This window comes from Virgibacillus senegalensis (assembly GCF_000821245.2).
In the GTDB taxonomy this organism is placed as follows: domain Bacteria; phylum Bacillota; class Bacilli; order Bacillales; family Amphibacillaceae; genus Sediminibacillus; species Sediminibacillus senegalensis.
In genome coordinates this window covers 39,213-59,835 of record NZ_LN611422.1, presented here as the reverse complement: position 1 = coordinate 59,835, position 20,623 = coordinate 39,213, and the positions used below count along the sequence as shown (strand labels likewise).

The following is a 20,623-nucleotide window of genomic DNA, read 5'->3' as shown; positions in this document are numbered from 1 at the left end:
AGAAGTAATGCTTTCCTGACACATTTTTTTCATTAATTTATAAAATATCATCAAACCTCGTAACCCTCAGCGGCTGTTTTTTCACTAAGCCATCAAGCAAAGCTGAAGGTGTATCCTGATAAAATGCCTTCACTTCTTTCTGTGCTCTAGTTAACAGAACATACAGCAAACGTGCATGTAAGTCATCTTTCGGAAAAGACTCCTTATTGACGTTTACTAACAGGACAGCATCAAATTCCATTCCCTTACTATTATAAGAAGCCAGGACGGAGATCTGACTGTTTGTTATTTCTTTATCCGGCTGTATGTAGACTACTTCGCACCTTAATTCTTGCTGCAAATATTCAGCTAGCCTGGCTGCTTTTCTTTTATCTTTATGAATAATAGCTATCCTCTTGTATCTCTTTGTCCATTCTTGCATACAAGATTTAATGTTATCCATCAACTCTTCCCCATTTTTAACTTCTTCCAGACTTACATCAGGTCCTGATCTATTAATAGGAGTTATTGATGTACGATAAGGAAATTGATTCGAGAGTACAATATTGGCTGTATCAATAATTTCCTTTGTCGATCTGTAACTGGTTTCCATTGTTAAAAGCTGACAAAGCTGACCTTCTCTATTTGCGAACAGAGTATCCCTTAATTCTTTCCAGTCTTGTTGGCCATAATCCACGAAGATAGACTGCTCTTTGTCTCCTAATATCGTCATTGTGTTTGTAACTTGTTGGAGAACAGCATAATGCATATAACTAAAATCCTGTCCTTCATCGACCACTATATGCGTCAACTTCTTTGGCTCTCCAAATAAAGAAAAGTATAGATATAAAAGTGGCGGTAAATCAAAATATGAAATTTTTTCAATACTGTAATCTTTGAAAGCATTTATTGTTTCCTCACTTAATTCATGCTGATATGATAATAATATTTCGTAAGATAAAATTTGCTTGTAAATAGTCACTAAATCAGGAATTTTGTATGTGTCTTGGAATTCAGCCATTACTTTCTTATAATCTTTTTCCAGTACTCTCTTTTTGTATATAAATATATCTTTCATTTTCTTTGAAAGTTCATTAAATTCCTTTTCTGTTAATCCAGCTCTTTTCAAGTAATTATCTGTAATGGAGTCACAGTGTTCCTTGATTTTTTCTACTTCCTTATTTAAGATGTCACGATAATAGTTTTGCACGTGGATTATGAATTTATCAACATTTTCCGAAAACGGCAGATATTTATAACCCTCAAAAAAATGTTCCAGATCTTTTCGATTCAATATATAGCCATGAAAAGAGATATTATTAAACCTTTCTTTATAGTTCATTTGATACTCATCAACAAAAATGTCTATTAACCTTGCTAAGGCTTCAGATCCTTTGAATGCAATTCTCTTTCTTTTACTTTTTTTATCATTTTTAAATAAAACACTCTCAAAGAAATCATGGTAACTTCCACTGAATTCGGTTCCAATTTTTCCTTTTAAATAACGTAATGCGAAGTCTTGAAAAGTAGATTGTTGGATGCCTTTTAAATCTAATTCTGGTAGCATATCTTTAAAAGAGCTGATAAACAAGTTCGAAGGTCCCAGAATAAGAACATCTTCCGGCATCACTTTCTTATTATTAAACAGCAAGAATGACAGCCTATGCAGGGCAATGGAAGACTTTCCAGAGCCTGCGGCTCCCTGTACAATTAGATTTTTACTGATGGGCTGCCTTATCGCCTTATTTTGTTCATGCTGAATAGTGGCGATAATTTCTTTGAGAAACCCTGTCGTTTCTGATTTTTCAATTATTTCTCGCAGGAAATCATCTGTAACTGTAAGTTCTTCACCTTTATCCGTAAATGTTTTATTAAGCTTGCTGTTTTCCTTTGCTACTTGCTGGAGAATTTTTATTAACTTTTTATTTTTTATCGTAAACTCCCTCTTCTGAAGTACTTCTACTTCAAATTCCTCTTGCCTGTTATTTTTCTTATCCTCCACTTTAAAAGACTGCCTGGGTTCACCAGGAGTGTAATTATAGTATATAGAGGCAAGTGGCATACGCCAATCCACCACTACTATGTCTTCGTCTATATTTTTTATCCCCTGTTTTCCAATATAGTGTGTTTCTACACCGTACTCTTCTGAGTTAAAATCAATTCTCCCAAAGTAAGGATTTCGCTGTGCTTGATCCAAGAGAGACATTTCCCTTTTACCATTTCGATATGCTATGGTATCGCCAGGTAAACTAGTCCGCTTCTTTTTATTGTTACGTTTATTTTCTGTTTGCTCCCAAACATAATATTTCCTGTCTTCTATATTCTTTATCGTACTATCTAGCATTGCCTGTTCTGTTTTAAAATCCTTTTGATTATTCAAGTTGTTCACCTCTCTTATAGTTAAAATTACAATTCATAGTCTTTCAACTTTCAATTGTTATGAATGCGATTACAACTATGATTAAGTAATGAAAAATAAAAATATATTAGAGATTTATTTGGTATTGTATCCTTTTATTTTTAATAATACGATTCAATTCACTCTTAATGATAAAAATTTATAAGAAGTACAATCTGGATGTAAACAAAGAAAACAAAACTTATACTGATCTCCTAGTAATTCAGCTAGTTTAAACTCATTTTCAGTAGCCCCCAAAAAGAAACCTGAGGGATTATTATATACTTTCTTTTTAGTAGTTTTCACCTCTATTAAAGTAACTTGTGAAGAATTATTTATAACTATTTCTCCATCTTTTTCAATTTTGTTTTCTATGAATATTAAATCAAATGTTTTTTGGTATTTTTTTGATATTCCCAGCTCATTAAGGATCACTTTACGCATTTCCTTATCATGAATGATATAAGATCATCTATTGATTTCAAAAAACTTAAACCAACTTTTTCTGTTAGATTATTGCTCTTTGTTATTGTAAATGAATGATTATTAGACATGCTTTGTAGTTATCTCCTTCTGTGTTTAAACATAGTACTTATGACGATTAACTTAATTGTTATAGGAAAATGATACCATTTCATAGTATCCCTGAAAACAACAAAGTAGTTACTTTCACTTTAGAAAAGCCAATTACTTTAAAGTAATTGGCTTGCGAGTCATGGCTGCACTTCATCATTCATCGCAGTCAAATTATTCATCGCTCGTTCCATCTGATGCTGTGTCTCTTCGACGCGCAGCTGAGCTTCAAACAATGGCTCGCTTGATGTTCCGCTTCCATTGATCGCTCTTCCCCTTGCGTCCTGTATTTTCCCTTGTATTTCCTGCAGTTGATTTTGAAGCTGTTCGATCGCTTCCAAGTCAGCTTTGTTTTTTGCCTGGTTGGCTGCATGTTCCAATCTCTGAGACACTTCAAGCAGCTGCTGGATTTCATAGTCGTTTTGAATAGGCATTCATTAACCCCCCTCAATTTTTTCTACCTGTTAGCTTTTCCAAAATCAGCTTCACCTACTCTGTATATAGTCAATTAAATATAGATGGAAGATAAGTCTGAGCAGGATGGTGAGCTTTTTACGACCGCTGTGCTACAATGACGATAAACCAACCGAACAGAGGTGTTTCTTTTGAAAATAGAAGTATGGTCCGACTTTGTCTGTCCGTTTTGTTATGTTGGCAAGCGGCGTTTAGAGATGGCGCTTGAACAGTTTCCGCATAAAGACGAGGTAGAGGTGGAATACAAGAGCTTCGAACTCGATCCAACCGCTCCTAAATATACCGATCAAAGCATTTACGAAGCATTGGCTGCGAAATTCCAGTCCAGCGAAGCGCAGGTCCGCGAAATGAACAAAGGGCTCATTCAACAGGCTGCTGAAATCGGCCTAACCTACAATTACGATGACATGAAACCAACGAACACTTTCGACGCGCATCGTCTGGCGAAGTTTGCCCGGACACTTGGGAAAGAAAAAGAGCTTACCGAAAACCTGTTGCACGCTTATTTTACCGACTCGAAAAACGTCGGAGATACAGAGACGCTGGCCGATATCGCAGAAGCCACGGAAATAGATCGAAACAAAGCGCTGGAAGTATTGAACGATGAAACGGCATTCGCAGATGAAGTGCGGACTGAAGAAAGAACCGCTCAGCAAATCGGGGCGACAGGTGTTCCTTTCTTTGTGGTGAATCAGAAATATTCCATTTCCGGCGCCCAGCCTTTAGAAACGTTTAAAGGAGCGCTTGAACAGATTTGGGAAGAAGAGAAGCCTAAGCCTCAATTCCAGGATCTTTCCCTCGACGGAGGCAACGGAGCTGTTTGCACGGATGACGGTTGTGCAATTCCGCTAAATGATGATGAATAAAGTATTAATTTTATAAAAATCACAATGGCCATCCAGGTTCCCTATCTCAAACCTTGTAAAAACCTTCCTGAATGGCCAATTAAAAAATTCTTAATTAAACATTAATCCAAGTCAAGCCAATCACTAAACATTGATTTCAATTCATTTTTTCCTACGATGTCGTAAATGTCATCCTTATCTTCATTCGGAAACAGTTGCAAAAAAGTCCCAAAGTCATCACTGAATCTTATTGGTTTATTAACCGTTCCTGGATAAATACATACTACATCATGAACCACTTGTCGCCTAAATTTCTTACGACCATTTTTCTCAAAAACATACATTATTCTCCAATATTCAGACATTTGTTCCATCGCTCTAGTTTTACCTTGTTTATTATGGATATTATAGAAAGGGCTATATTTGACTTCTACTATAAAAGAAGACTGGAAGTTCCATTTTTCCTGGTAATTGTTAAAATAATCAATCCTAATATCAGGTTTCCGGTTTCTTCCACCACTATAATAATTAGTATTACTATCTAATGCAGAGTCGGCATTATGAGCAATCATTTCGTCATAGGTAATATCAATACGCATTTTATCTTTATATAAAGATACTTTAGAACCATCTTTAAGCCCATCTTCAAAAAATGTCCTTTTCAATTGTTCAGCTATGGAATCTTCTCTAGGTGTAAACATAAGATCTTTAAATACATTAATAATTATGAAGAGTACGTAATACTCGTATAGCTCTGAAGTCGACTTATATACAGGTAAATCAATAGGTTTTAAACCTTCATCGGAAATCATAGATCTTGATTCTTTCCAGATTTTTTGGAATATTTGATAGCCTATATGCCTTCCCATCGTAATTCGTCGTGGTAATTTATTCGAGATCTTATACCAGAACTCAGAGTTAATACGAGCCGACAGGTTTTTTTTGCAATTTAAAAATTTATTTGTAATATTTCTACTTCTGCTGAGTTGATTAGTAATATTTTTTAATTCCATCTCTTTTAATGAGAGAGTTTCACTAATACGTTTTTTCTCTCGTTGAGCAACTAACCTTGAGTTATTTACATTTGTTCTTTTTACGCGAAGAGTATCAACCTCTTTTCGAAGTGAATTGGCATACTGCTCATACTCCACATTGATACCTAATAAAAATTCACAAACCTCCACCAGCTTATTTAACAGCTGTATAGTTCTGTTTTTTACTAATCTATTCAAATCAGTATCCCAATCTTGTACCAATTTTTTATTTAAATACTTTGATCCTTTAAATACTTGGCCTTTAATAGAATTTTCCCATCTTACACTAAAGCTATCAATGTGTTTAGGCTCATTCTCTATTTTGTAATCTTTTTTTAGTTGGCCATGACTATCATTTTCAATACTAGTTAAGGCATTAAATAACTTGGTTTCGGTATTTATATACCAATTTACAAACCTCCAATGACTACTTTCTTCTAAATCAATTAATTCACCAAAGGTTTTCTTTTTCCGAACATAGTCTATCGCCAATCCTTCAAGTTCCTCATTTATAAGAGCATATATTCTTGAAAATTGAGCAGAATTAACATTTTTAGGAACTATTTTGAATCCAGCTAAATACTTTTTCTCCTCATAAATCACTTCAAAATGGTAGGTACCGCACCTCCAGGGATATTGTTCCTCATCATTAATAGAGAATAAATTTTGTTTTGTTTTATCTTGATTCAGTGTAAAACCAAATGTAGGGTCTTCAAGATCATCTTCTTGCATATTTCCCCATACAACATTGACCTGTTTAGATGCATCTCCAATTAAATGGATTGATAATTCCTTAAGTTCCTCAATTTCATAAACAAAATTATGAATATTTTTAGGATTCATAGTCATTGTATCTATTATTATTTTTTGTTTATTTACTCCACACCCTACTGACACAATTAATTGAAATGGCAATACAATACTCTCATCAACTTCTATTCTTGGAGTGCCTTTAGTTTGCATAACCATATAACATCAACTCTTTTGCTTTACTTTTCAAAAATGCAATTGATTTATCAAATGAGGATATTTGTTGAGCCTTTTCAGAAGTCAAAAGATCTACTATTTCTCCTTTAAAATACTCCTTTTCAGAGTAAGTGCCTACAAGCGGTTCAACGTAAGATTCAAGACCTTTAATTTTTGTCAGTACTCGTTGATTAACTTGCATATCAAAAGAAACAGATCTATTAATTAACAATTGTCCTTCTTCTGTAGAAGGAATATTTGCTAAAAATCTTGAAATACCTAAAGCAACTCGAAAAGAGACACCTTTTTGGAAATCATTCTTGTTAAGTAAATTATGCAATTCATCTAGTATCTCCACCTCTTCTGCAGTTAAAAACGAAAGGCTTGTTTTACTTTCCTTTTTATTAAACCACTCGTTACGGTAAATAGTCGCTTGGACATTAAAAGTTTCAATTTCGTCTGTATCCTCTTCATTTCTAGCAATTTCTAAAGATTCCTTAAAAGATAATTTAGTAGGTCTTATTACATTAGTTCTATCCAATAATCTATCTGAAAAGTTTTTAGTTGTTTCATCAAAATTAACGGTACCCACAAATATAATGTTATTGCCAATCTTTACTCTAGGTTTGTATTTATTATTTACACAATAACTATTTTCATTAAACAGAGTTAAATATCTATTACTTTCTTCTAGTTCAAGAAGGGAAATAAATGGACTAAACCAATGTTCTACTTGAGAAAGATTCATTTCATCAAAAATAACCATGAACATTTTTTCTGGGGTTTCTTCTGCTTCAATTAATAAGTTTACAAGGCCCGTCTCGCTCTCATGATAAACCCCAGTTGTGGGATTCAAGTAACCAAGAATATCATTGGGTTCATGATATGATGGAGAAACAGGAATCATTAATAACTCCTCACCATACTCAAGCCCCATAGTTTCTCCATATAACTTGGCTAACTGAGATTTTCCGGTACCTGACATTCCACCTATGATACTCAATAAGTTTGTTTTGACACTAATATGAAAAGTAAATAGGTCCTCGTTATTAAAATATAGCCCCCTTCGTTTGGCGTTTTTTTCCAAAAGATTTATGAAATCGATTTCAGCTTTATTGTATTTGTATTCAAACTCTTGGTCCTGTTTACTTTCCCTCGTCTCTTCTACTTGTTCACTATTAACCTCTCGCATTTTCCCTACTTCAACTTGCGAATTTAGATTTCGTCCATTCTCATCTACTGCATCCCGTAAATCAGGCATACGATCTTGCTGGACAAAAAACAAATGGTCGTCAATTCGTACATCCACACAGTTCATAAATAACTCATCTATGGACGGGCTATATACTACTTCATGAGACTCCTGTTGAGTATAAGTAGTTGTATTAGTACTTGCCTTAAGATCAATTTTGTATAAATTTCCCTGATAATATATGAATTCAGGTAAATCAAATATATGAGGGTAATGTTTTAGAGTGAAAGGTCTATGTATTTCGACCAATTTTTTTTCAAAATCCTCTTTTTCTTCATTTAATCGTAGTTGCGGTCCCGGTACTATTGAGTACCCTTTTTCGGAAGGAAGTGTATCTTCTACCTTTATTAATTCCACATAAATATATTCGGGTTTAACATTCATTTTAAAAACGATAATTTTATTTTCAAAGTATTCACGTATCTTATCCTTTTTCTCAAAGTGATGGATGCGGTCATAATCAATCCATTCGGTTAGCTTTCTATAGTTATTAGAACTTCGAGTACCACCCGTGAAAATTTTATTAGGAAAGTAAAATTGCTTTGATACCTCTTCTGGAATTGGTGACAAACATTTAATATGAAACTGAATGTCATCGTTAAATTCATCTTTAAAATAAACTGGTTCACCAAGCGGTGTTCCGGCTAACTCATCTTCCCGCACCAGTCTACCTACAAAGATGGCGTCATTTAGCTTTCTTTCAACTTCAGGATTAATTCGTTTCTTTAGTTTCATTGTGTAATTCTCCTTCTAGGTAATATACTATTTTTCTTACTATATTTATTGCCCCACCGCTAACAGTACGGTAAATGATATTTTTTTCTTTAAAAGGTCTTTCAAGTTGAAATGAATCTTTTGTACTCACCCCATCAAAGTTAATAAAACATACTTCATCTTTTTCAATATTGGCAAGTATTTCTCCTAAATCTGTGTTTTTATTAAAATAAATTATTTGTCTCTCTTCAAGGTAATTTGCAAACGTACTATCTCTTACTTTTGTAAATAGATAAATCTTTTCATTCTCAAACAAAAAACTTGTGCTATTCTGAATTTTATTTTCGATTTCTATTTGTTCTTTCTTATAAGAATTTAGTAGGTTCTTAGTTACAGAAAGTTCAGATTCTATGTTCTTATACCCTCTCTTGTATTCTTCATATTCTTCAGATAATTTAATGTGCTCATTCAACAATTCATTAATATCATCTTCTTTTTGCCTGTTCCTATCTTTAACTTCCTTTAATTCTTCTGATTTATCACTAAGTAAGCTGTTTAGTTCCTTGACTTCTATTTTTTTCTTTTCTTCATAGGATTTTTTTTGTTTTTTTAATTCCTCAAGTTGTTTTAATAAAGAATAATAGTAAGCAATTGCATCATGAATTCCTAAATTAATAAATGATATTTGGTCTTTTTCTTCCCAGGATCTCCACTCTTCTTCAAACGACTTATACATATTTAGATAAAAACCCTCCCCTAATAAAGGGAGTGACTCACTAATCAAATATTCTCTTAAACTGCTGATTTTAATATTCTTCAATGATTTATTTTCTTCATTGTGAAAATTAACATAATTAAGATTTTCTTGTAACTTTTCCTTATTTATATTAAAAAAAATTTCTAGTTTTTCAGTTACTGATAATTTATAAATTCTGTGAAGGCATGGTTTTTTTTCTTTTATGTTATATTCTATCAACTCCATATTTTGTTTATATATTTCTGGATAATTCACATAAAAGAGAATTAATTTTTCTACTTCTGTTAACTCTGAGCCCTCAATCTTCACCACAAACTCCCTAACTTCTAAGTTAAAATAATCCTTTCTATGCTCAATAAATGTGTTTAAAAACTTTGTTATGTTTTTTATTTTTTGTATCTGTTTTCTTGCAACATTTTTTAATAAACCTTCAGGGACCTTGTGAAAATTTTTTTTGCTAAATCCTGCAATTTTTCCGTTGGTTATTTTAACTATACGTAAATAATCTTCTTTGTTGAAAAGATCTATCAATTGATTGTTAACAAATTCATATACCTTTTCTTTATTTTCCATTTCATCTACTAGCAACATATATTCAACTCCTAAATATTAAATTAGCTAGTTCCGATTTTCTAATTGTATATTAGTCCATTTGTATCACCTACTTGAATAATTTAGTTAAATTCCATTACTATATTAACATTCGAAGTTCAAGAAAATTGTAACTATTTGTCGAAAGCCGATAGAAAATTACTATAATTTTTTTCCGTAGAGGAAAAGTAATAAGTTATAGTCTTTTTCAGCATAAAAAGAAGAGGCCCCCATAAACAGACCTCTTGTTAGTAAAAAATTACTTTTTCTTCCTGCTCAACTTAATATTTTTCTGTCCCTTTAATGGATATCACTCTTCCTGAAATTCCCGCCTTTCACTTCCACCACGTCATATACGGTGACAAAGGCAGTATCGTCAATTTCCTGGATGATTTCCTTTAACTTGCTCTCCTCCAGCCGGTTGATGACACAGGTGATTTCCATGAATTTTTCATGGGAGTAACCGCCATATGCTTCCTTGTACGTGGCACTCCTCCCCAGACGATCCCGTATCGTTTCGACCATTGTTTTCGGCTCTGTCGTAATAATCTTGAATGTCTTGGATCCACTCAATCCTTCCTCGACGATATGGATCACTTTTGAAGCAATAAAGTAAGCAATTGCAGATAAAATCGCTCCCTGTAGTCCGAACACGGTCGCTACGAAAATAAAGACAAACAGGTTCAGGAATAAAATAAAATCACTTGTCCCAAACGGTAATTTTCGCGACAGCAGCACCGCCAGCATATCAATTCCATCCAGGGCGCCGCCGTTACGCAATGCGAGACCCATTCCAAACCCGATGATAATCCCGCCGACGACCGTGATTAACAGCGTATCCCCCTCGATGATCGCCGGTATATGATGCATGAGACTGGTACCGACTGCCAGGGATACAATGCCGATTATCGAAAAGATGGCAAAGCTTTTCCCAATCTGTTTGTATCCCAGCCAAATGAAAGGGATATTGAATATGGCGATCAGGATTCCCAATGGCATGCCGGATAACTGTGAACCGACGATGCTGAGCCCGGTAACTCCCCCATCCGAAACATTGTTCGGAATCAATACGGCTTCCAGTCCATATGCTGCGATAAATCCCCCCAAGATCACTGCTAATCCTCTTATTAGAATGAATAGTTTATTGCGTTTCTGATTTTTTATTGGAGTCATGCTGATACCTCGTTTCTATCATGTTTACCTGTTGAAAGCTGTCTAACCGAATTTTCAAAATAGGATTCTTCCAGGATAAGTATTCAAGATTTACTTTGCACGCATTTTGTCCTTTCGGGAAGGCATTTCGTCAAAGTTTGTTTCTTTTTTACGTGCTTTTTGGAGTTTTATTATTAACCATCGTTTCATCCCCCTTCATCCTTACACTATAAATCAAATTTCTCAAGGTACCTTGATTGATATTCCACTTTTAGGCTAACCCAGTCGTAAAATAGAAAACAAACCGGATATTTTCCGGTGGCTGATTTATGCTATAATTTTCGTAACGGCAATAGCCGCAAGAAAACGATGCATTCTCTGGAGGAGGCTTTCCATGCACGTTGAACTTACCCAACAGCAAACACAAAAGCTTTCCATGACTACCGAAATGAAGCAAGCCATATCGATTTTGCGATATTCAGCTGCGGATTTAGCGGATTATATTCAAAAGGAAGCCCTGGAAAACCCGCTGATAGAGATAGAACAACCTGCCGTCGACTTTGCAGAATACCGTTATAAAGAGCCAATGAACAACCCTTTTGATTTTATTGGCAGTCAACAAGAAACGTTGCCTGACTATTTACTTGAACAGTTGTCTCTCCGTTCCTTTTCAAAAGCAGAAGAACAAGCTATCCACTATATTATTTTTCATTGAATGAAAACGGTTACTTCAAAGAGGATGTGGACGAAGCTGCTGATAGAATCGGAGTCTCTTCAAACACCATGCAACGAATGCTTTCCGTAGTGCAAGGATTGGAACCTGCCGGTGTAGCGGCAACAGATCTGAGACAGTGCCTGGTACTTCAGCTGGAATACTATTACCCACATACTAAAAACGCCAGAATACTAGTTACCGATTATTTAGAAGCTGTAGCCGAAAAGAAGTGGGCGGAAATCGCAGCAGCTCTACATATCTCCGAACAAGAGGTAACCGACTTGGTTGATATGATAAAATCTCTAGATCCGAAACCCGGTGCCAGGTTTGATAGTCAAACCAGCAATTCTCCCATCATTCCAGATTTATATGTAAAAGTAGAACATGGCCAACTTTTCATGCAGACGAATGATCGGCTGGTGCCCACGATCCGTATTTCCAATGATTTTACGGATCTGCTGCAAATCGGAGACACAGAGGTGAAAACGTACTTGCGGGATAAGTACAAAAAGGCTACTTGGCTTTCCAAGAGTTTGGAACAACGCCGGTACACACTGCAAAAAATCATGCAGGCCATCGTGGAAAAACAGCAGGCTTTTTTTGAAAACGGCACTACCTTACAACCCCTGACGATCAAAGAGATTGCATCCCGGTGCGATGTGCACGAATCCACCGTAAGCAGGGCTACCAATGACAAATACGCGCATACGCCATTCGGCATCTTTGAATTGAAGTATTTTTTCAGTACGGGGATTCCGCTACAGGATGGCAATTATGTTTCAGCCCATTCCATCCAGCAAAAAATAAAAACAATGATCGATGGGGAAAATCCGATAAAGCCGCTGTCTGATCAAATGATCACCACCATTTTAAATCAAGAAGGGGTGATGATTTCGAGACGGACAGTCGCAAAATATCGAGAAAAGCTCCTCATCCCTTCAACGAGCAAACGAAAAAGGAAGACTAACATCCGGTAAGGGAAAGAAAAACGATCGAAAATGCAGGAAGTCGGATAAGTTTTACGGAAACCCCAAATGCGAAGAAAAAAGAGCTGTCAATTTGCTGACAGCTCTTTCCTTATCTATCATTTTACACCCAACGTGAAGTAACTACTTTTTGCCGTGTGTAGAATGCCAGACCATCTTTCCCGTTTGCATGAAGATCCCCATAAAACGAATCTTTCCAGCCTGAGAACGGAAAGAAAGCCATTGGTGCCGGAACGCCGATATTGACACCGAGCATACCTGCATCAATTGTTTCCCTGAATTGGCGGACACTACCCCCGCTTTTCGTGAAAATACAAGCGCCATTGGCAAACCTTGATTGATTGGTGAGGGCAATCGCTTCATCCAGGTCTTTCACCCGGACAATCGACAATACCGGGGCAAAAATCTCGTCCTGCCATATTTTCATTTCGGAAGTGACATGGTCAAAGATGGTAGGTCCGACAAAGTACCCTTCTCTTTGGGCATCCTCATCATTTCGGCCGTCACGGACGAGTGTCGCTCCTTCTTCCACTCCCGTGGATATATACTGCAAGGTCCGTTCCTTGTGCGCATCCCGGATAACCGGCCCGAGGAACACTCCTTCATCGAGTCCATTTCCGATTTTGATTTCATTTGCCTTTGTGACCAGCTGTTCAATAAAACGATCTGCAACCGATTCTTCCACTGCAACGACGGATGCCGCCATACAACGTTCTCCTGCAGAACCGAACGCCGCATTCATGATTTGCGTCGTCGCATTATCCAGATTGGCATCACCCAGCACAATGGAATGGTTTTTCGCCCCGGCTAACGCTTGTACGCGTTTAAGGTTTTCTGTTCCTCGTTTGTACACGTATTCCGCGACCGGCTGGGAACCGACAAAAGAAATAGCCGCGATTCCTTTGTGGTCCAATAGTCCATTTACCACGTCGTGCGCCCCATGGACGATATTGAAGACTCCTTTCGGCAAGCCAGCCTCTTCCAGTAATTCTGCCAACCGAATAGCAAGCAAAGGAGTCCGCTCCGACGGTTTAAGGATAAATGTGTTGCCCGTTACAATTGCCATCGGGAACATCCAGGCCGGGACCATCATTGGAAAGTTGAATGGAGTGATACCGCCGATGACACCGATTGGATAGCGGTAAACACCCGATTCGAGTCCATTCGCAATCGAAGGTAGCTGCTGTCCCATCATTAGGGAAGGCGCTCCAGCGGCAAATTCTACATTTTCAATCCCACGCTGTACTTCTCCTTTTGCTTCCGCGAGATTTTTCCCATTTTCTTTTGTGACGATTTCTGCAAGTTCATCCCAATGATCGACCAGTAATTGCTGGTATTTGAACAGGATACGGGCCCGTTTTGGTACCGGCACCTCTTTCCATGATTGAAAGGCTTCTCCAGCCACCTGGACAGCGTAGTCCACATCTTCTTTGGAGGAAAGGGGCACTTCCGCTAACGCTTCCCCTGTTGCCGGATTGTAAACCGTCTCTGTTTGATTGGTTTTAGCTTCTACCCATTCGCCGCCAATGTAATTTTTCAGTACTTTTTGTTTTACTTGTGTCATCTAAATTCCTCCTCATGATCTTAAAAAATAGAAAATAGTATTGCTGCCATAAACATGACAATCAGTGGTACGATCACACTGACCATAAAAATAGGTTTGTAGGCTCGTCTGTGCGACTCACCACAGATAGCCCGCACGGTGGTCACCACATATCCATTGTGCGGAAGAGAGTCAATCCCGCCAGATGCCAACGCGGAGACCCTGTGCATAGCTCCGGGATCCAGTCCTTGGGACATGTAGATCGGAGCAAGAATCGGCAAGGCGATTCCAAGTCCACCGGAGGCCGATCCCGTTATACCGCAAACTACCGTTACGCCAATCGCTAAACCGATCAATGGCGGTCCAGGCATGTTTACCAATGCATCTACGAGATTGCCAAAGGCGGCTACTTGGGCTGCCACACTGCCAAATCCGACCACTGCACAAGTATTCGCGAGGGCGACCAACGCATTTTGCGTTCCTTCTGAAAGAGAACCCCAAAATTCACTCAAATACTTATACATCATTGTACAAGTCAGGAAAATACCCGTTGTCAAGGCAATCAGCAAGGACACTGTCGGATTCATGAACTGCCCCAATATGTTTAACAAGCCAATAACCACTACTAGCGGCAACACTGCAACCACAATGTGCGGCAAAGCTTTCTTTTCCGGTCCTGCTTCTACTTCCTCTTGAAGCAACGCTGCAGCCGTTTCTTCTGCTGCCTGTGAACTGCTTCTGTTTGGTAAACTAAACGTTTCCCCATTATCGGATGCTTTTTTCACCATTCGGCCAAGCCATAGGCCACCGGCTACCATAACCAGAAGAGCACTGAACAATCCGATAAATCCACCAGCTGTTGGTGTAGTCCCAAAGTGCTCGGTTGGAATGATGTTTTGAATTTCAGGGGAACCAGGCGCCGTCATCGTAAAAGAAATAGATCCGAATACAAGAGCGGCAGGAATAAAACGGTGCGGCAGGTTAGCTGCCCGGAAAAGCGATACCGCAATCGGATAAACAGCAAAACCTACAACGAACAGACTGACACCACCGTAGGTCATGATGGCTGCCGCTGCAACTACCGCGAACACCGCCCTCTTTTCCCCCAATGTCTTCTTGATCCATTGCGCTATGCTTTCTGCCGATTTAGTTTCCTGCATTACCTTTCCAAATATCGCCCCAAGCAAAAAAACCAAAAACCAGGAAGAAAAGTAATCCGTAAAACCGGTCATATAATTATCCAACATAGCGGTTTCTAAGTTCAAACCGCCGGTAAGCGCAATCAGAATAGAACTTAAAATGGCTCCTACGATGATGTTGATGCCTTTCATCGTTAAATAAATCAGGAGAACCAGTGAGATTATCAAACCAAACATCCCTAAAAACTCCATCTTCTCCCCTCCATATCCCCTTACCTGACTTTACTTACAGAAGAAAAGTCATAATCAAAACAAACGTGATATAACGCTTCTATTTCCTGCTTCGTCGGAACTCTTGGGTTATTCGCCGGGCTACCGCTCGCTAAAGCGTCATCCGCCATTTTGCTGATAGCGGTTTCAAATTCTTGTTCGTTTAGCCCCCAGTCTTTTAAATTCGGAATCGATAAATCCCCGCATAATTTTTTCACAGACAATACAGCCAACTCAGCCGCCTCGTTGTCCGATAGCTTCGCCGCTTCCGGAGAGAAGATTCTTCCCACAACGGCTAACCGCTTCAATGCATACTTTTGGCTGAATTCTAAAACAGCAGGCAAAAGCATGGCATTCGAGTATCCATGCGGCACATGGAACAGCGCGCCAATCGGGCGGGACATCCCATGCACTAAGCATACCGAAGAATTGGTAAAGGCAATTCCTCCCTGAAGCGCCCCTATCGACATCGCTTCTCGCGCATCAAGATTATCCGGGTGTGAATAAGCCGTCCGGATATTTTCCATGATTAATTTCATTGCATTCTTGGCTATCATATCTGTCATCGGATGGGACCGTTTCGACAGGAATGCTTCTATCGCGTGACTTAGAGCGTCTACTCCTGTTGCCGCCGTTACGTGTGCAGGCGACGATAACGTCAGAAGCGGATCCACGATCGCTGCCGCCGGCATGAATGCTGGTTGTTTAATCATCATCTTCACGTCATTGGAGGTATTCGTGATAACGGTTACATCTGTGGCCTCTGAACCAGTCCCCGCAGTTGTCGGAACTGCAATATGGGCAATCGGTGCACAGTCAGCGACTTTTCTATTGCCCATGTATTCGCCAATATATCCTTCATTTGTTGCTAATACGGCAACGGCTTTTGCGGTATCTATACAGCTTCCGCCACCGATAGAAATTACGATATCGCAATACTCCGCCTTAAACAATGTTAAAGCTTCCTCTACATAGGAATCTGTCGGTTCTGATTCCACACCAAGGTATACAACCGATTCTACGTGTTCGATCGACAGGTTTTCCTGTCCTTCTCTCACATAGCCAAGACCATCCATTACCTTGTCACTTATAATCAGCGCCTTTGTTCCGCTTCTTGCTGCTTCCTTGCCTAGTTTTTCAAAAGCACCTCTTCCATAATTTATAGTTTGCGGCATTTGAAAACCTGCATAGTTTTCCAATTACTTGCACCCCCTTCATGTCTTCATCCTTATACATGCAAAAATCATGCCAAGTTTAAAAACCGTCATAAAAGGGGATGAAAAAATAAAGTGTAGTTTTAACACTACACTTTATCTGTATTGTTGTAGTGAAAACACTACACTAAACGTCTAATTGATATTTTTTTATTTTTTGATACAAGGTTGTCCGGTGTATTCCCAGCTTATCGGCTGCTTTGGTTTTGTTTCCTCCGGATTCTTTCAACACTTTTTCTATTAATTGTTTTTCCTGTTCCTTCACATTTTCCGTCAACCCGTCCGGGCCTTTCCCTTGGGATGTTGTCGGGACATTGACCTGATCTTCTCCTAGAAGAGAGAGGTGTTTCACGTCAATGCTGTCCCCCTCTACTAAAATAAGCAGCTTCTCCAGTACGTTGATTAATTCTCTCACATTTCCTTCCCATCGCCGATGAGATAGTGCCGCCATCGCGTCTTTTGTCATTGTTTTCAAGGGAAGCCGATACTTTTGGCAAATTTCTTTCATATAATGAGAGAGCAATAACGGAATATCTTCCGGCCGCTCTCTAAGTGGAGGGACGGTTAATTCAATGACTTGAATGCGGTAATAAAGGTCTTTGCGGAATTGACCTGCTTCTACCATATCCTTTAAATTCCGATTGGTGGCGGCAATGATTCTCGTATTTATGTTGTATTTTTTGGTACCGCCTACTCGTTCAGCCTCTTTTTCCTGCAGAACCCGCAACAATTTTGTCTGCATAAGCAAAGGCATTTCCGCTATTTCATCCAAAAACAACGTCCCATTTTGGGCCAACTCAAATTTTCCCGGCTTCCCTTCCCTGCTAGCTCCAGTAAAAGCTCCTGCTTCATAGCCAAATAGCTCCGATTCAAATAACTGATCGGGAACCGCACCGCAATTCACGCTGACAAACGGCCCTGTTGACCGGCCGCTTAACTGATGAATGCTTTGGGCAAACAGCTCTTTCCCTGTCCCGCTTTCACCGGCAATCAAAATGGTAGCATCGGTTTTGGATACCCTGCGCACTAATTGTTTGATAATAGAGATGCTAGCGCTTTTCCCGATAATCTGATCTAATGACATCAGCTTATCGTCCTGGCGAGGTGCTGCGATTCCAGTCTTTTCCGACTTTGGCTCCGGCACGTTCCTCTGCAGTTTTTCATAAATGCGATATACCTCCCCTACCCCTTCAAAAATCAGCATGCCAATGGCGCCGACAACACGGTCTTCTCTCCAAATCGGGATGCGGTGAACGATCATTGCTTCTCCATTGATATACTGGATCACTCCGCGTTCCGTCATTCCTGTTTTGACCGTATTATGCAGGTTCGTATTATCAATCACTTCTTGTACGTGCTTACCTATGGCATCTTCCCGCGGAATGCCGGTAAATCGGCTGTATGCTTCATTAAATTCGAGGATAGTGGCATGTTCATCAACCACTGCTATTCCTTCATACGCTGTTTCTAAAATCACCGACAATGCTTCGGATGCATGCCTTTTTTGGTTCCATGATTCAATATGATGGCGAAACGCTTTTTCCATTTCCTGCCGCGATAACGTTCCGACAAGTTCCCCTTTATCATTTACAACGGAAAAGCAGCCGCACGGGCGTGAGCCTATTTCCAACAGGCTGTCATTAGAATGAATAACCGGCTGTTCGATCATATGGTTTGGGAAAAGCGGTTGTTCAGCATTGCCTTCCGTCATAAGCCGAAAAACTTCATGCAGTGTCATGGCACCAATCGGATGTCCTTGCTCATCCACCACAGGCAAACAATCCACTTGATGCTCGAGCATCCGTTCACCCGCTTCTTTTACAGATCGCTCGGACGTAATATATAAAGGCGATTTCGACATCCACCTCTCGACTTTCAACCATTCCTGTTCTTTTATATCAACGCTTACGTCTCCGACAAAATCCTGTATCATTCTTTTCCTCCTCACCGAAAAAGAAAACCCTTACATTAACATCACTATACAATAAAGCGAGGATTTTTTGAAATGAGCTTTATTAAAATTATGTTGTAAATAGAAAAAACTGCGAAGCAAGAATCCGAATGACTCTCACTTCACAGTTTCACTTCTTTCCATGTTCACTTTTTAACCACACAATTAATTAAGCCGTCACCATTACCTTGCACATGTTGTTCGAGAACTCAACCGGATCCTCGACAGGCAGTCCTTCGATTAACAGGGCTTGGTTATACAAAATGTTTGTATAAAGGTTCAGTTTTTCCTTATCGTTGTCGAAAGCATCCTTCAAAATGCCGAAAACCTCGTGAGTCGGATTGATTTCCAGCACTTTATCAGCAGAAATATGCTGATTGTCCGGCATGGCGTTGATGACTTTTTCCATTTCGATGGAGATTTCGCCATCTGCCGTCAAGCAGACCGGGTGAGTCTTCAGGCGTTTCGACACCCGTACTTGTTTGATTTTTCCGTTCAGCTGTTCCTTCATATAATCGAACAGCTCCTGATGTTCTTTCTCATCGACTTCTGTCTTCTCTTCCTCATCCTCTAATCCTAAATCATTGCTGGAAACAGATTTGAACTCTTTTTCCTCATATGTTGCCAGCATGCGGATGGCGAATTCGTCGATTTCTTCTGTGAAATAAAGGATTTCGTATCCTTTATCGGCCACAAGCTCTGTTTGCGGCAGCTTGTCGATGCGGTCGATCGATTCACCCGTTGCATAGTAAATATACTTTTGATCCTCCGGCATTCTTGAAACATATTCAGCCAATGTGACCAGCTTCTTCTCTTTCGAAGAATAGAACAGAAGCAAGTCTTTCAGCACCTCTTTATTGGCGCCGAATTCGTTATAAACCCCAAATTTAATCTGTCTGCCGAAGGCGTTATAAAATTTCTCATACTGCTCCCGGTCGTCCTTTTGCAGGCTGAGAAGCTGGGACTTTATCTTCTTGTTGATGTTTTTGGCGATCAGCTTCAATTGTCTGTCATGCTGAAGCATTTCCCGTGAAATGTTCAGGGAAAGATCTTCAGAATCCACCAGCCCTTTGACGAAGCTGAAATGATCCGGAATTAAATCGGCACACTTTTCCATGATCAGGACGCCGTTGGAATACAGCTCCAGCCCTTTTTCATACTCTTGTGTATAGTAATCAAACGGACGGCTCTCCGGAATAAAGAGCATCGCGTTGTAACGAATCGTACCGTCCACACTCAAATGGATGTGTTTAAGCGGCTTGTCAAATCCATAACGTTTTTCACGGTAGAAATTCTCGTAATCTTCGTCGCTCAATTCATTTTTGTTCTTTTTCCAGATTGGAACCATGCTGTTGATGGTTTCTTCTTCTTTATATTCGACATACTCATCGCCGTCATCTTCTTTTTTGCTCTTCGTCACATCCATTTTAATCGGATAGCGGATGAAGTCCGAGTACTTTTTGACAATTCCCTTTAAGCGAGATTCTTCCAAATACTCATCATAGTTTTCATCTTCTGTATTCTCTTTCAGCTTCAGGGTAATGACCGTACCAGTCGACTCTTTTTCAACAGGTTCAATGGTATAACCATCCGAGCCTTTGGACTCCCATTTGAATGCTTCATCGCTGCCAAGCGCTTTACTTGTAACGGTCACCACATCCGCAACCATGAACGCCGCATAAAAACCTACTCCGAACTGGCCGATGATATCATGGCCATCTTTTACTTCATTTTCGTTTTTAAAGTTCAACGAACCGCTTTTTGCGATAGTGCCAAGGTTTTTTTCCAGCTCGTCCTGGGTCATGCCGATTCCTGTATCCGTAATCGTTAAGGTACGCGCATCCTTATCCGGTTCAATTTTTATGTAGTAATCGCTTTGGTTAAAGGTCAAATTTTCATCGGTGAGCGCTTTGTAGTAGATTTTATCGATGGCATCGCTAGCATTGGAAATCAACTCCCGCAAAAAAACTTCCCGCTGCGAGTAAATCGAATTAATCATCAAATCCAGTAACCGTTTGGACTCGGCCTTGAATTTTCTTTTTCCCATGTGTCACAACCCCTTTTTCTAAT

15 protein-coding genes are annotated in these 20,623 nt (G+C 39.1%); 3 read left to right on the top strand and 12 right to left on the bottom strand.

Translation table 11 applies throughout. The features are described 5' to 3' along the window. Window positions 1-37: 37 nt before the first annotated feature. From BN1067_RS00710 to BN1067_RS00700, 3 genes are all read right to left on the bottom strand, one after another. Window positions 38-2,359 carry a HelD family protein gene (locus tag BN1067_RS00710; RefSeq protein WP_053217020.1) on the bottom strand — a complete coding sequence of 774 codons (2,322 nt, stop codon included), beginning with the start codon at window positions 2,357-2,359 and terminating at the stop codon, window positions 38-40. Between the two features lie 153 nt (window positions 2,360-2,512). After that, window positions 2,513-2,812 (bottom strand): DUF3883 domain-containing protein, encoded by a 300-nt coding sequence (locus BN1067_RS00705; RefSeq protein ID WP_053217019.1) that lies wholly within the window; start codon window positions 2,810-2,812, stop codon window positions 2,513-2,515. Between the two features lie 278 nt (window positions 2,813-3,090). Next, on the bottom strand, window positions 3,091-3,384 hold the full coding sequence (locus BN1067_RS00700) for a hypothetical protein (protein ID WP_053217018.1): 294 nt from the start codon (window positions 3,382-3,384) through the stop codon (window positions 3,091-3,093). A gap of 171 nt (window positions 3,385-3,555) precedes the next feature. Between BN1067_RS00700 and BN1067_RS00695 the strand changes: the two genes are divergently transcribed. Continuing rightward, complete coding sequence (locus BN1067_RS00695; RefSeq protein ID WP_053217017.1) at window positions 3,556-4,290, top strand: DsbA family oxidoreductase; 735 nt, start codon at window positions 3,556-3,558, stop codon at window positions 4,288-4,290. 101 nt (window positions 4,291-4,391) lie between these two features. On the opposite strand, the gene BN1067_RS00690 is transcribed toward BN1067_RS00695, so the two are convergent. From BN1067_RS00690 to BN1067_RS00675, 4 genes are all read right to left on the bottom strand, one after another. Continuing rightward, complete coding sequence (locus BN1067_RS00690; RefSeq protein WP_053217016.1) at window positions 4,392-6,272, bottom strand: DUF2357 domain-containing protein; 1,881 nt, start codon at window positions 6,270-6,272, stop codon at window positions 4,392-4,394. Beyond that, window positions 6,256-8,256 (bottom strand): hypothetical protein, encoded by a 2,001-nt coding sequence (locus tag BN1067_RS00685; protein WP_053217015.1) that lies wholly within the window; start codon window positions 8,254-8,256, stop codon window positions 6,256-6,258. Before BN1067_RS00685 ends, BN1067_RS00690 begins: the two co-directional genes overlap by 17 nt. Beyond that, window positions 8,234-9,583: a hypothetical protein gene (locus BN1067_RS00680; RefSeq protein WP_053217014.1), complete on the bottom strand. Its 1,350-nt coding sequence runs from the start codon at window positions 9,581-9,583 to the stop codon at window positions 8,234-8,236. Before BN1067_RS00680 ends, BN1067_RS00685 begins: the two co-directional genes overlap by 23 nt. Before the next feature lie 300 nt (window positions 9,584-9,883). Continuing rightward, window positions 9,884-10,756, bottom strand: coding sequence for a YitT family protein (locus tag BN1067_RS00675; RefSeq protein ID WP_053217013.1), 873 nt, complete (start codon window positions 10,754-10,756; stop codon window positions 9,884-9,886). Window positions 10,757-11,129: 373 nt separating this feature from the next. Here BN1067_RS00675 and BN1067_RS00670 point away from each other — a divergent pair, with 373 nt between their 5' ends. Together BN1067_RS00670 and rpoN are read left to right on the top strand one after the other, a co-directional pair. After that, the gene (locus BN1067_RS00670; RefSeq protein ID WP_053217012.1) at window positions 11,130-11,450 is read left to right on the top strand and encodes an RNA polymerase factor sigma-54; all 321 of its coding nucleotides are present in this window, start codon (window positions 11,130-11,132) and stop codon (window positions 11,448-11,450) included. Between the two features lie 26 nt (window positions 11,451-11,476). After that, entirely contained in the window at window positions 11,477-12,427 is a 951-nt protein-coding gene (gene rpoN / locus BN1067_RS00665) for an RNA polymerase factor sigma-54 (RefSeq protein ID WP_199868435.1), read from the top strand. A gap of 112 nt (window positions 12,428-12,539) precedes the next feature. Here rpoN and BN1067_RS00660 read toward each other — a convergent pair whose 3' ends face one another. The 5 genes from BN1067_RS00660 to htpG all read right to left on the bottom strand — a co-directional run bounded on the left by BN1067_RS00660 (window position 12,540) and on the right by htpG (window position 20,600). Continuing rightward, window positions 12,540-14,000 (bottom strand): CoA-acylating methylmalonate-semialdehyde dehydrogenase, encoded by a 1,461-nt coding sequence (locus BN1067_RS00660; RefSeq protein WP_053217010.1) that lies wholly within the window; start codon window positions 13,998-14,000, stop codon window positions 12,540-12,542. 20 nt (window positions 14,001-14,020) lie between these two features. Further along, window positions 14,021-15,370 carry a GntP family permease gene (locus tag BN1067_RS00655; protein WP_053217009.1) on the bottom strand — a complete coding sequence of 450 codons (1,350 nt, stop codon included), beginning with the start codon at window positions 15,368-15,370 and terminating at the stop codon, window positions 14,021-14,023. A gap of 20 nt (window positions 15,371-15,390) precedes the next feature. Further along, window positions 15,391-16,587 carry an iron-containing alcohol dehydrogenase gene (locus BN1067_RS00650; RefSeq protein ID WP_053217008.1) on the bottom strand — a complete coding sequence of 399 codons (1,197 nt, stop codon included), beginning with the start codon at window positions 16,585-16,587 and terminating at the stop codon, window positions 15,391-15,393. A gap of 142 nt (window positions 16,588-16,729) precedes the next feature. Continuing rightward, window positions 16,730-18,535 (bottom strand): sigma-54-dependent Fis family transcriptional regulator, encoded by a 1,806-nt coding sequence (locus tag BN1067_RS00645; RefSeq protein WP_053217007.1) that lies wholly within the window; start codon window positions 18,533-18,535, stop codon window positions 16,730-16,732. A 187-nt stretch (window positions 18,536-18,722) separates the two neighbouring features. Then, window positions 18,723-20,600 (bottom strand): molecular chaperone HtpG, encoded by a 1,878-nt coding sequence (gene htpG / locus BN1067_RS00640; protein WP_053217006.1) that lies wholly within the window; start codon window positions 20,598-20,600, stop codon window positions 18,723-18,725. Window positions 20,601-20,623 lie beyond the last annotated feature (23 nt).